The 12,618-nt window shown below is 61.0% G+C and carries 12 protein-coding genes; 6 read left to right on the forward strand and 6 right to left on the reverse strand.

Going from position 1 to position 12,618, the window contains the following annotated elements; all coding sequences use genetic code 11:
• Positions 1-15 precede the first annotated feature (15 nt).
• Positions 16-1,086 carry a nitrogen regulation protein NR(II) gene (gene glnL, locus H4V98_RS09810; RefSeq protein WP_231374769.1) on the forward strand — a complete coding sequence of 357 codons (1,071 nt, stop codon included), beginning with the start codon at positions 16-18 and terminating at the stop codon, positions 1,084-1,086.
• 55 nt (positions 1,087-1,141) lie between these two features.
• Positions 1,142-2,686, forward strand: a complete 1,545-nt coding sequence (ntrC, locus tag H4V98_RS09815; RefSeq protein WP_196863814.1) for a nitrogen regulation protein NR(I) — start codon at positions 1,142-1,144, stop codon at positions 2,684-2,686.
• A 170-nt stretch (positions 2,687-2,856) separates the two neighbouring features.
• Here the strand turns inward: ntrC and H4V98_RS09820 are convergent, their stop codons facing one another.
• On the reverse strand, positions 2,857-3,735 hold the full coding sequence (locus H4V98_RS09820; protein ID WP_196863815.1) for a LysR family transcriptional regulator: 879 nt from the start codon (positions 3,733-3,735) through the stop codon (positions 2,857-2,859).
• A 148-nt stretch (positions 3,736-3,883) separates the two neighbouring features.
• Here H4V98_RS09820 and H4V98_RS09825 point away from each other — a divergent pair, with 148 nt between their 5' ends.
• The 4 genes from H4V98_RS09825 (at position 3,884) to H4V98_RS09840 (ending at position 8,499) form a co-directional block, all read left to right on the forward strand.
• A complete protein-coding gene (locus H4V98_RS09825) occupies positions 3,884-4,849 on the forward strand; it encodes a tripartite tricarboxylate transporter substrate binding protein (protein ID WP_196863816.1) in 966 nt (321 codons plus the stop codon).
• Positions 4,850-5,085: 236 nt separating this feature from the next.
• The gene (locus tag H4V98_RS09830; protein ID WP_196863817.1) at positions 5,086-6,066 is read left to right on the forward strand and encodes a tripartite tricarboxylate transporter substrate binding protein; all 981 of its coding nucleotides are present in this window, start codon (positions 5,086-5,088) and stop codon (positions 6,064-6,066) included.
• Positions 6,067-6,077: 11 nt separating this feature from the next.
• Positions 6,078-7,682, forward strand: a complete 1,605-nt coding sequence (locus H4V98_RS09835; RefSeq protein WP_196863818.1) for a gamma-glutamyltransferase family protein — start codon at positions 6,078-6,080, stop codon at positions 7,680-7,682.
• A gap of 4 nt (positions 7,683-7,686) precedes the next feature.
• Positions 7,687-8,499 (forward strand): sulfite exporter TauE/SafE family protein, encoded by an 813-nt coding sequence (locus tag H4V98_RS09840; protein ID WP_280757479.1) that lies wholly within the window; start codon positions 7,687-7,689, stop codon positions 8,497-8,499.
• A 120-nt stretch (positions 8,500-8,619) separates the two neighbouring features.
• Here the strand turns inward: H4V98_RS09840 and xth are convergent, their stop codons facing one another.
• The 5 genes from xth to H4V98_RS09865 all read right to left on the reverse strand — a co-directional run bounded on the left by xth (position 8,620) and on the right by H4V98_RS09865 (position 12,509).
• On the reverse strand, positions 8,620-9,402 hold the full coding sequence (gene xth, locus H4V98_RS09845; protein WP_196863820.1) for an exodeoxyribonuclease III: 783 nt from the start codon (positions 9,400-9,402) through the stop codon (positions 8,620-8,622).
• A gap of 44 nt (positions 9,403-9,446) precedes the next feature.
• Positions 9,447-10,028: a DUF4337 domain-containing protein gene (locus tag H4V98_RS09850; RefSeq protein ID WP_196863821.1), complete on the reverse strand. Its 582-nt coding sequence runs from the start codon at positions 10,026-10,028 to the stop codon at positions 9,447-9,449.
• A 110-nt stretch (positions 10,029-10,138) separates the two neighbouring features.
• The gene (locus H4V98_RS09855) at positions 10,139-11,173 is read right to left on the reverse strand and encodes a nitronate monooxygenase (RefSeq protein ID WP_196863822.1); all 1,035 of its coding nucleotides are present in this window, start codon (positions 11,171-11,173) and stop codon (positions 10,139-10,141) included.
• Entirely contained in the window at positions 11,170-11,679 is a 510-nt protein-coding gene (locus H4V98_RS09860) for a dihydrofolate reductase (RefSeq protein WP_196863823.1), read from the reverse strand. The genes H4V98_RS09855 and H4V98_RS09860 overlap by 4 nt, the downstream gene beginning before the upstream one ends.
• Positions 11,679-12,509 (reverse strand): thymidylate synthase, encoded by an 831-nt coding sequence (locus tag H4V98_RS09865; RefSeq protein WP_196863824.1) that lies wholly within the window; start codon positions 12,507-12,509, stop codon positions 11,679-11,681. The genes H4V98_RS09860 and H4V98_RS09865 overlap by 1 nt, the downstream gene beginning before the upstream one ends.
• Positions 12,510-12,618: the final 109 nt, after the last annotated feature.

The raw sequence follows: 12,618 nt of genomic DNA on the forward strand, positions 1-12,618 counted from the left end.
TCCATCCCCACCTTTTTGTCATCCTTCCCGGATTCGGGAACCCTGCGCTTCCAGGCCTTTGACCTGCTGGCTACCTTGGTTGCGGTGGTTCGCACCAACGGCTGCGTGGTGTTTGCCAATGCCGCGCTCGAAGACGCCCTGGGCACCTCGCGCCGCACTATCGAAGGCTCTCAGCTGCCTGAATGCTTCACCGAGCCACACATCCTCAAGCATGCGCTGGAAGGCGCCGGCAGCAATGAATTTGCCGCCCTGCGCTATGACGCCTGGCTGCGCCGCCTGAACCACGAGCCCATGCCGGTGCATGTCGTGGTGGCCCAGACCGACACACCCGGAGAAGCCATCGTGGAAATGCTGCCGCTGGAGCAGCAGGCCAAGCAGGACCGCGAAGAACGCCTGATTGACCAGGCGCAGGCCAACAAGGAGTTGATCCGCAACCTGGCGCACGAGATCAAGAACCCGCTGGGCGGCATTCGCGGCGCGGCGCAACTGTTGCAAATGGAAATCGGCAAGGACCTGACCGAATACACGCAGGTGATCATTCACGAAGCCGATCGTCTGCAGTCACTGGTGGACCGCCTGCTGGCCCCGCACCGCCGGCCGCACCTGGTGGGCGACGTGAACATCCACGAGGTTTGCGAGCGCGTGCGTTCGCTCATTCTGGTCGAGTTTCCCAAGGGCCTGCGGGTGGTGCGCGACTACGACACGTCGATTCCCGAATTTCGCGGAGACCGCGAGCAGCTGATTCAAGCCGTGCTGAACATTGCCCACAATGCGGCCCAGGAACTGGCGCAGCACATCACGGCAGGCAACGCCACCATCACTTTCAGGACGCGGGTGGCGCGGCAAATAACTTTTGGCAAGAAACGCTATCGACTGGCACTGGAATTGCATGTGATTGACAATGGGCCGGGTGTTCCGGACTCCATCAAAGACCGTATTTTCTATCCCCTGGTTTCAGGGCGTGAAGGCGGTTCGGGGCTGGGGCTGACACTGGCGCAAACCTTTGTCCAGCAACACCACGGCTTGATTGAGTGCGAAAGCCGGCCTGGCCACACAGACTTCAAGCTGCTGATACCACTGCCCTGAAGTCTGCTGTCTTTCATCAAAGATAACCACGCTCCAAGCAAAGGGACCCCCAAGCATGAAACCGATCTGGATTGTTGACGATGACCAGTCCATCCGGTTTGTTCTGGAAAAAGCGCTGCTGCGCGAAGGCCTGCCCACGCGCAGCTTCACCAATCCACGCGAAGTCCTGGCCGCCCTTGACGTTGCCACCGAAAGCGATGGACCGCAAATACTGGTCAGCGACATCCGAATGCCCGGCGGCTCGGGCCTGGACCTTCTGGAAAAAGTCAAGGCCAAACTGCCCGGCCTGCCGGTCATCATCATGACGGCCTTTTCCGACCTGGACAGCGCTGTGTCTGCCTTCCAGGGCGGGGCGTTCGAATACCTGCCCAAGCCGTTCGACCTGCACAAGGCCGTGGAGCTGATCCGCCGCGCTGTCGAGGAAAGCCAGCGCGAGGAAGTGGCCGAAGAGCGCATGGCCGCCGCGCCTGAAATGCTGGGACAGGCGCCAGCCATGCAGGACGTGTTCCGCGCCATCGGCCGGCTCAGCCAGAGCATGGTCACAGTCATGATCACAGGCGAATCCGGGTCGGGCAAGGAACTGGTGGCACGCGCACTGCACAAGCATTCGCCACGCGCCAACGGACCGTTCATCGCCATCAACACCGCCGCCATCCCCAAGGATTTGCTGGAAAGCGAGTTGTTCGGCCATGAGCGTGGCGCCTTCACCGGCGCGCAGACGCTGCGCCGTGGCCGTTTCGAACAGGCTGACGGGGGAACGCTGTTCCTCGATGAAATCGGCGATATGCCGTTTGACCTGCAGACCCGGCTGTTGCGCGTCCTCAGCGATGGAAATTTCTACCGCGTCGGCGGGCACAACGCCGTCAAGACCAATGTGCGCGTGATCGCCGCAACGCACCAGGACCTCGAGCAGCGCGTGAAGGACGGAGGTTTTCGCGAAGACCTGTTTCACCGCCTGAACGTGATTCGCCTGCGTCTGCCCGCGTTGCGCGAGCGGCGGGAAGATGTGTTCATGCTGACGCGCCACTTCCTTCAGCAAAGCGCCAAGCAACTCGGCGTCGAACCCAAGCGCATTTCGGAGGCGGCATTGCAGCAGCTGAGCCTGTTTGGTTTTCCAGGCAATGTGCGGCAATTGGAAAACATCTGCCACTGGCTGACTGTCATGGCACCGGCCCAGGTGGTCGAGCCAAAGGACTTGCCCCCCGAAGTCCTTAGCTCGACGCTGGCGTGGAAGTCCGGTGCGCGGCCATCTGAAAGAATTGACTTGCCCCTGGAGGAATCGACCAGAGATGCCGACAGGCCCGCTGCCACCGTGTATCCGTACGACTCACCAGCGCTTCCCGCGCAGGCGGCAAGCGCAACCGGATCCGAGAACTGCGCACTGCCATCGGCATGGGAAACCGGACTGCAAGCCGAAGCGCTGGCCTTGCTGGTGTCAGGGCGCAGCGATGTCTGGGATGTGCTGACGCGCCGCTTTGAATCCCGTTTGATCATGACCGCGCTGGCCAACACGAACGGCCGACGCATCGAGGCGGCGCACAAGCTGGGCATTGGCCGCAATACCATCACGCGCAAGATACAGGAATTGAATCTTGAGTGAATAAGGGTGTTTGCGCAGGACGGGCAAGCGATAGCAGCTATATTTTCAATAGCAAGCTAAATTTTCCAACATCGAGTGGATGCCACGGAGCCGGTCTTTTTTCCGTTCCCGCTCCAATGTTCCTGCCTGCTGGCCAATGGCGCGCAAGCGATTGGATCAATTGCTTTTGTTCAAGCCCTTTTGAGGGCTGAAAGAAATTCTTGCGCCAGCACATCGGTCAGCGCTGCATTCTGGTTGGTGGCGGATTGCACCAGAACAATGTGCCTCTGCTCAGAGGCCTGTGCAATTTCGATGACCTGGAGCTTGGGGTCCGCCAGCCAGCGGCTGCCGTTGAGAAGCGGAAGAATCGACACACCCAGGTCCGAACGGATGAGCTCCACTATGGTTTCTATGGAATTGAGTTCCAGGAATTCGTTGGGCTTGATGCGCAGCTTTCGCAACGTACGCTCAACGATCTGCCCGGTCAGCTCCGTGCGGTCAAAGCGAAGCAAAGGGTGAGTCTTCAAGACATACTGCACTGTCTTTTCGTTCATCTTTCGGGGGCAGACCAACACCATGGGCTCCGAATAGAGGGCGGTCCAGGCCAAGCCAGACCCGCTTTGTCCGGGGTCACGAACCACCACAGCCGCATCGAGTTCCCCCGAGCCGACCTTGGCCAGCAATTCAATGGACTTGGCAGCGCTGACGTGCAGGTCCAGCGAGGGATGGCGCTCCCTGACCGCCAGGCAGGCCTGCACCAGCGGCCGGACGGTTGAGACAACAGCGCCAAGGTTCACCGTTCCGGACAAGGCCTCGGTCCCTGCGGCACTCAACAGTTTTTCATACTGGGCAATGAGGTGCTTGATCTTTGGAAGCAACTCCCGACCCGTGCCGTTCAGCGTGATGACCTTGCCCCGCCGCTCAAACAGCGGCCGGCGCATTTCGCCTTCCAGCACACGCATCTGCAAGCCGACGGCGGCCTGCGTCAGCGCCACCTTGAGTGCCGCCGCCGCGAAAGAGCCTTCGGTTGCCACCGCGACGAATGTTTTGAGGAGGCGAATACTGGTCATTAGGGGGGATTTTCAAATACATTTAAAAACTTCAGAGTAAAGGTTTTCTTTAGCCTGAAGAGAAAATATCTCGATTGATTTTTTTATTGATGGTTCGATAATTATTGCTACCACCTGTGTCGCACAGCTTGCTCCCGAGGATACATACATGAAATTTTTCTTTACAGTGTTTTTGTCTGCCTGTGCTGCCATGGGCGGGTCGTGGGCACATGCACAAGGCTACCCGGACAGGCCGGTGCGCATCATGATTCCGTTTCCACCGGGCGGTGCGACGGACACGCTGGCGCGCGTGGTGTCTCTGAAAATGGGCAAGACCCTGGGCCAGACCATCATTGTCGAGAACCGAGCGGGCGCGACCGGGGCCATTGGGTCGGACGCGATTGCCAAGGCGGCGCCGGATGGCTACAACCTTTTGCTGGCGACCTCATCGACCCATGCCATCGCGCCCGCCATCAACTCGCGTCTGCCCTACGACGCGGCACGCGACTTCACACCCATCGCGCAGTTGGGCAGCGCTGCCGCCATCCTGCTGGTGCCAAACAATTCGCCCGCCAAGACCGTGCAAAACCTGGTCGATATTGCACACAAGAGTCCGGGCCGTCTCAACTATGGCTCCAGCGGCAAGGGCTCGTACTCGCATCTGGTGGCCGCCATATTCCAGGCCAGGACCAACACGTTCATGACGCATATTCCTTACAAGGGAACAGCGGCGGTGATTCCCGACATGATTGGCGGCAGCATCGACTTCATGTTTGAATCGATCCCGGTGGCTTTGCCGCGCGTGCGCGAAGGACAGCTGCGGGCGCTGGGCGTGACGTCTCCAAAACGAACCCCGCTGGCACCAGAGTTTCCGGCCATTGCCGAAACGGTGCCGGGCTTTGAATCCCTTGTCTGGTACGGACTGTATGGCCCCAAGGGCTTGCCGGACGAGATTCTCCAGCGCATCAACGCCGCTGCCAACCAGGCGCTTGACGATCCAGAGGTCAAAGCCCAATTCAGCCGGCTCGGAATTGATCCGGCCGGGGGCACGCCGCAACAGTTCACGCAAATGGTGGCTGCTGATTTGGCACGGTGGAAGCGTATTGCGACTGATCTGAAGGTAACGCTGGAATAAAACCTATCCAACCTGCGCTGCTCAAATCCATATCCAAATGCATTCAGAAAACCACAGTTGCAAGTTGAAAACCCTCGTCGTTTGCAAGCATTAGTGGGTTTTTCCTAAATTAACTGAAACGCTGCGCTTATGCTTTTGCGCCGCAAAAGTCTTGCTGTAACGACTTCATGCTTGACGTTTCGGCAATTTTGATATTTTCGCCAGCTCTTTTATCCCTTTATCCAGGATCTATTCACATGCGTTTTCTCTCCAACTGCCTTCGTCTGCTGGGAGCCGCCTCGCTCATTGCCGCATCCTCAAGCGCTCAGGCCCAAACCTGGCCTGAACGGCCGGTGCGGCTTGTGGTGCCGTTTCCTGCGGGTGGCGCTACCGACCTGGTGGCACGGGTCATCGCGCAGCGCGTGTCAAAAGACCTGGGCCAGCAGTTCATCGTTGACAACAAGTCCGGTGCGGGCGGCACCATCGGAACGGCCGAGGCTGCAAAAGCAGTAGCCGATGGGTACACGCTGCTGTTGACAACCAGCAGCACCCACGCTATTTCACCCCACCTGATGCCACGTCTGCCTTATGACGCCGTCAAGGATTTCACGCCCGTTGCGCATCTGGCCGACGCCGCGAGCGTGGTGCTCGTCACGCCGTCGCTGCCCGTCAAAACGGTTGCCGAACTGATCGACTATGCCAAAAAGCATCCCGGCCAGCTCAACTACGCCAGCAGCGGCAACGGCACCATCGTGCACTTGACCACCGAAGCCTTCAAGGCCCAGGCGGGCGTGTTCATCACCCACGTACCCTACAAGGGCACGGCTCTGGCCATTCCCGATGTGATTGCCGGCTCGGTGCAGGTGCTGATCGATGCCATTCCCTCAGGCATGCCGCATGTCAGGAGCGGGCGTCTGCGTGCGCTGGCAGTCACTGGCGACAAGCGCTCGACCCTGGCGCCCGAGTTGCCGACCGTGGCCGAGGCCGGTCTGCCGGGTTTTTCTTCAATCACTTGGTTTGGGCTGTATGCACCGCGCAATCTGAAGCCCGACCTGCTGGCACGTGTGCATGAAGCCTTCGAAAAAGCCTCCCACGCGCCTGACGTGGTGGAAAGCCTGGCCAAACTCGGCGTGGAACCCGCGCCATTGGGTTCACCCGCACAGTTCGCCGCCATGGTGTCGGCTGACAGCCAGCGCTGGGCGCGCATCATTCGCGACCGCAACATCAAACTGGAATGAAAGAAAACCCCATGAACGCTTCATCTTCCCTGGACTTCACCAATCCCTATCCTTCGGCCCGTTCTGCGGTGCTGGGGCGCAATGTGGTCAGTACCTCGCAGCCCCTGGCCGCACAGGCCGGCCTGCGCATGCTGCTGGCCGGTGGCAATGCGGTGGATGCTGCCATTGCCACGGCCATGGCATTGACCGTTGTTGAACCGACCGGCTGCGGCCTGGGCAGCGACGGGTTTGCTATTGTCTGGGACGGCAAGGAACTGCATGGCCTGAACGCCTCGGGCCGCTCGCCAGCGGCCTGGTCTGCCGACCGCTTTTCAGGCCGCGATGCCATGCCGGACAAAGGTTGGGACGCTGTCACCGTGCCTGGGGCGGTGTCTGCCTGGAGCGCGCTTTCGCGCCGTTTCGGACGTCTGCCATTCACCCACCTGGCCCAGCCCGCCATCGACTACGCGCGCAACGGTTTTGCGGTGTCGCCGATCATTTCGCATTTGTGGGCAATGGGCGGCGCGCGGCTGGGCGACCAGCCCGGTTTTGCCGACTGCTTTCTGCCCGGTGGCCGCGCCCCTCGTGCTGGCGAGGTGTTTCGCAGCGAAGCCCATGCCAGCACGCTCGAAGCCATTGCCGAAAGCCATGGCGAGTCGTTTTACCGGGGCGCGCTGGCCCGGCAAATTGCCGCCCATGCGCGGGCGCATGGCGGCGCATTGACCGAGGACGACCTGGCCAACCACAAGACCGACTGGTGCGGCACGCTGGCGCAGCCTTTTGCCGGTTCAGTGGTGCACGAGCTGCCACCCAACGGGCAGGGCATTGCCACCCTGATGGCGCTGGGCATGCTGCAAGCCCTGGGCATTGGCAACCAGCCGCTTGACCATGTCGACACGGTACACCTGTCGATCGAAGCGATGAAGCTCGCGCTGGCAGACCTGTACCAGTACAACGCGGACATTGATGCCATGCAGATCGCGCCCGGTGCGCTGCTCGACCCGGCCTACCTGGCCGAGCGCGCCAGCCTGATCGACCGCAACAAAGCCGGCGACCCGGGCCATGGTGCACCCAAGCCGGGTGGCACGGTTTATGTGGCAGCGGCGGACGCCTCGGGAATGATGGTGTCCTTCATCCAGTCCAACTACATGGGCTTTGGCTCGGGCATCGTCGTGCCCGGAACCGGTATCAGCCTGCAAAACCGGGGCCATGGGTTTTCACTGGCGCAAGGACATGCGAACCAGGTCGGATCTGCCAAGCGTCCGTCCCACACCATCATTCCGGCATTCGCCATGCATGCCGATGGCACGCCGCAAATGGCCTTTGGTGTGATGGGCGGGCCGATGCAGTCCCAAGGCCATCTGCAAATGGCCTTGCGCGTGCTGCACTACGGGCAAAATCCGCAGGCAGCCGCCGATGCACCGCGCTGGCGCGTGACCGGCGGGCGCCAGGTGGCGGTCGAGCCGGGCTTTGACGCCGGTGTGGTCAGTGAGCTGATCGTGCGCGGGCATGACGTCAAGGCCGAACCCGGCAACGGCGTGTTTGCCTTCGGCGGCGCGCAACTGGTGCTGAAGCAGCAGGGCGGTTACATCGCAGGCTCGGACCCGCGCAAGGACGGCCAGGCCGTGGCGTACTGAAGCAATGAACATTGAGCTGACCCTGATCGTCGAGCTGCTGGTGCTCGGCTGCATTTCCGGCTTCCTCGCCGGCCTGCTGGGCATTGGCGGCGGCATGCTGCTGGTGCCGGCCCTGACCTACCTTGCCACCGCGCAAGGTTTCCCGGTGGGCTATGTCGTCAAGATGGCGGTCGCCACGTCGCTGGCCACCATCTTGTTCACCTCGCTGGCCTCCGTGCGTGCGCACCACAAGCGCGGCGCGGTTCGCTGGGAAGTCGTCAAGCTGCTGGCGCCCGGCATTGTGGTGGGTTCGCTGCTGGGCGCGCAAATTGCCCGGCTGCTTTCGGCCAAGACGCTGGCGCTGGTGTTTGCCGTTTTCGTCACCTATTCGGCAGTGCAGATGTTCATCGACAAAAAGCCCAAGCCATCCCGGCAATTGCCAAAAGGCGCGGGCATGTTTGGCGCGGGTACGGTTATTGGCACGCTGTCGTCGCTGGTCGGAGCCGGCGGCGGTTTTATCTCGGTGCCCTTCATGGCCTGGTGCAATGTCGCCATTCACACCGCCGTGGCGACTTCATCGGCCCTGGGATTCCCGATTGCGCTGGCGGGCACCGTCGGCTACCTCATCGTCGGCTGGAACCTGCAAGGTGTGCCGGAGGGCAGCTTTGGCTACCTCTACCTGCCGGCTCTGGTGCTGGTCGTGGCGACGAGCGTGATTTTTGCGCCTTTGGGTGCCAGGGCCGCCCATACGCTCAATGTCAAGCAGCTCAAGCGCGCCTTTGCCTGCCTGTTGTTTGTGCTGGCCTCCTACATGGCCAGCAAGGGACTGGCTGCCTGACAGCGCTGGCTGAAATTATTGTAAAAAATAGCCAATAGCCAATAGCCAATAGCCAATAGCCAATAGCCAATAGCCAATAGCCAATAGCGCATGCTGCACAAGCGCTGGCAGCTACTGTTTTTATAGCGAAGCGAGCTCCACGACGACAGGCACATGGTCGCTGGGCCGCTCGTTCTTGCGCGGCAGCTTGTCAATCACGCAACTGGCTACCCGTGGCTTGAGCGGCTCGCTGACCAGGATGTGGTCAATCCGAAGGCCCCGGTTGCGGCGAAAAGCCATCTCGCGGTAGTCCCACCAGGAATAGCTTTTTTCCGGCTGGTCGAACATCCGGAACGCATCCGTCAGGCCGAGCTTGACCAGGGCCTGGAAATTGAGCCGCTCTTCGCTGGTGTGGTGAATGGTCTCGCGCAGGCCTTCAGGGTCATAAGTGTCGCGGTCGTCGGCGGTAATGTTGAAGTCGCCCAGCAGCACCAGGTTCGGGTGCTTGGCCAGTTCGTCCCGCAGCCAGTTTCGCAGTCCTTCCAGCCACTTCATCTTGTACTCGAACTTTTCGCTGCCCAGCGACTGGCCGTTGACGAAATACCCGTTGACCACGCGCACCTCGCCGCCGGGCATGTCTAGCGTGGCGGCAATGACGCGCGACTGCTCGTCGGTGAAGCCGGCGATGTTTTTCGCCACGTCACGCGCTGGCGTGCGGCTCAGGATGGCGACGCCGTTGTAGGTTTTCTGGCCAAACACGGCGCTCTGGTAGCCGGCGGCGTCAAGCGCGGCATGCGGAAACTTGTCGTCGCTGAGCTTGAGTTCCTGCAGGCAGAGAACATCAACCGGATTAGCCGCAAGCCAGTCGAGCACCTGCGGCAGGCGAACCGTCAGGGAATTGACATTCCAGGTGGCAATTTTCATGGGTTTTAGTGCTCCAGCGTAATCAGGATGGGCGAGAGTAGCTATTAAATGTGTAGCGCAGCCAATGCGCCCATCACCAGGCCTACACCGGCGAGGGCAAACATGCCATATTCCAGCCACTTCTTGCGCGTCAGCAGCGCAATGGCTGCCAGCGCAATCGAAACCTGCAGCACGGTGGTGGCCTGGGCCCAACGGTGGTGCTGGTGCATCTGTTCATCGGATGATTTTTCCCAGTTAGAGGATTCGGTTTCGAGTTTTTCAGCGCCTACCTTGATCTCGTTTTTTTCTTTTTCATAACGGTCAATCTTGACTTGGTAGCTTAACTTTTTGTCGTCAGGCGCCAGGTCGCGGGCAAATTCAGCCAGTGCCTGCTTGGTGCTTTTAGCCTGAAAAAAGCTCCACTGGTTGGCCGCTTCGGTCTTCTTGATGGCCGCGTTGTTTTTGTAGAGGCCAGCATTGGCCTGCGTGGCGCCGCCCTGGTATGAAAACAGCGCGCCCACGGTGGCGATGATGGCGGTGACGACCGCAATCTGCGCGATCATGCCACCGCTGTCATGGCCGCCCTGGGCCGCATGTTCGAGTTCGTGGTCGTGGGGGCCGTGTACGTGAAATCCTTGTCCTGACATATTGTTTCTCTGGGTATTTTTATAGGGGAAAAAACTGAATTTCAGCCACTGCTGTCGCCGAAGGGTCACGGATTAGATACTTCAGGTGACCATTTCCATGGCGTGCAGTTTCAGGTTGAGGCTAGCTGTCGTGTCAATTCAGCAGCGGGAATCTCGCGGCAGCCACTGGCGTTCTGTCCTGCCCAGAGCGTGGGGAAATCATCTCGACCGAGCTTTTCGGCAGCGGCTTTCAAGGGCATCAAGGCGGATGTTGCCAGCGGAAAAGCCGGCGGCGCGTCGCTCAGCGCGCCCAATTCGCGCATCAGCCGGTTGTACATGCCCCGCGCCGGGCGGCCGGTGATGAGGTTGGTGAGCGCGGTGTGTTCTGCCCGATCGCTTTGCAATGCAGCACGGTGCAGCGCCGTGGTGGTGGCTTCCGGGCACAGCAGGTAAGACGTGCCAACCTGCACGCCAGCAGCGCCCAATGCCAGTGCGGCTTTCACGCCCTGTGCGTCGGCAATGCCGCCGGCCGCGATCACCGGTACGCGCACGGCGCGCAGCACCTGCGGCAGCAGCGCCAGCGTGCCTACCTGCGTCGTCAGGTCGTCGCTCAAAAACAGTCCGCGATGGCCGCCGGCTTCCAGGCCTTGGGCAATGATCGCGTCGGCACCGTTCGCTTCCAGCCAGCGGGCTTCCGCGACGGTGGTGGCTGAAGCGATGACCTTTGCACCCCAGGACTTCACGCGTTGCACCAACGCTGGCGCAGGCAAGCCGAAATGAAAGCTAACAACCGGTGGCCTGAACGTCGCCAGCAACTCGGCATGTTCGCTGCTGAAAGGCGCCCGACCGCTGCCGGCTTGCACCGATGCGGGGTCAATGCCAAATTCAGCGTAGTAGGGCGCGAGCACGGCGCGCCATTTGGCCTCGCGGGCCGCATCAGGCGCGGAAGGCGTGTGGCAGAAGAAGTTGACGTTGTAGGGCCGTTGGGTCTGTGCGGTGATGGCTTGCAGCTCTGCGCGAAGCGACTCAATCGTCAGCATGGCGCAGGGCAATGAACCCATGCCACCAGCGTTCGACACGGCTATTGCCAGCGCGCTGGCCTGCACACCCGCCATGGGCGCCTGAATGACGGGCAGCTCAATGCCGAAAAATTCCTGGATGTTCATGCACCGGTCTTTTCAAACGTGACGAAGCTGAAGGGCAAGCCGTTGCTTGACACATGCGCTTCACGCGCTGTTTCCTGCCATGCGTCACTCAATGGCGGCGCAAACGCATCGCCCTCAAAGTCCTGGGCGATTTCGGTCGCTTCAATCCGCAAGGCCAGCGGCTCGGCCTGGGCATAGATTTGCGCGCCGCCGATGATCCAGACTTCTTCGAACGTGCTGCACTGCGCCAGCGCATCGCCCAGGCTGTTGGCAGGGTTCGCACCGGCTTCACGCCAGTCCGGCTGCCGCGTGATGACCACATTGGTCCGGCCGGGCAGGGGACGAAACCGGGGTGGCAGCGAATCCCACGTCTTGCGGCCCATGATGACCGGCCAGCCCTGCGTCAGACGCTTGAAATGCGCCAGGTCTTCGGGCAGGTGCCAGGGCATGGCGTTGTTCTGCCCAATCACGCCATTGGCGGCGCGGGCGTAAATCAGGTTGATGCGGGGCGTCGCGGCCATGTTCATCAAACCGCCACCGGCGCCTTGATGGCCGGGTGGTGCTGGTAGTCGAGGAATTCGAAGTCCTCGAACTGGTAATCGAAGATTGAATCCGGCTTGCGCCTGATGTTCAGCGTCGGATAAGCAAACGGCGCGCGGCCGAGTTGGAGCTCAACCTGCTCGGCGTGGTTGCTGTAGATATGGCAGTCGCCGCCGGTCCAGATGAAGTCGCCGACCTCAAGGTCACACTGCTGCGCCACCATGTGCGTGAGCAGCGCGTAGCTGGCGATATTGAACGGCACGCCGAGGAAGATGTCGGCGCTGCGCTGGTAGAGCTGGCAGCTGAGCCGGCCCTTGCCGCCGGCTTCAAGGGCGGGCGCGACATAGAACTGGAACAGCGCGTGGCAGGGCATCAGCGCCATCTTGTCCAACTCGGCGACGTTCCAGGCGCTGACGATAATGCGGCGCGAGTCCGGGTTGGTTTTCAGGGTCTTGATGACTTCGGCGATCTGGTCGATGTGGCCGCCGTCCGGCGTGGGCCAGCTGCGCCACTGGACGCCGTAGACCGGCCCCAAGTCGCCGTCCGGGCGCGCCCATTCGTTCCAGATCGTCACGCCGCGTTCAAGCAGCCAGTGATTGCTGCTCGAACCCGTCAGGAACCAGAGCAGTTCCTGGATGATGGACTTGACATGGACCTTCTTGGTGGTGACCAGTGGAAAGCCTTCGTTCAAATCGAAGCGCATCTGGTGGCCAAACACGCTTTTCGTGCCGGTGCCGGTGCGGTCGGCCTTGTGGACGCCTTGCGTGTCCACCAAGCGCATGAGGTCTTCGTATTGGGAGCGTGTGGGGCGGGTCATGGAGAAAAACCGGAGTGGTGAGATTTCAAACGGTGGTTTGAATTGATAGAGCGGAGTACTTGCAGGCAAGACGTGTCGACGAACATTCAATTATGCCCGCCGCCTGCGG

Origin of the sequence: Polaromonas sp. CG_23.6 (assembly GCF_029892315.1) — a bacterium.
In the GTDB taxonomy this organism is placed as follows: domain Bacteria; phylum Pseudomonadota; class Gammaproteobacteria; order Burkholderiales; family Burkholderiaceae_C; genus Polaromonas.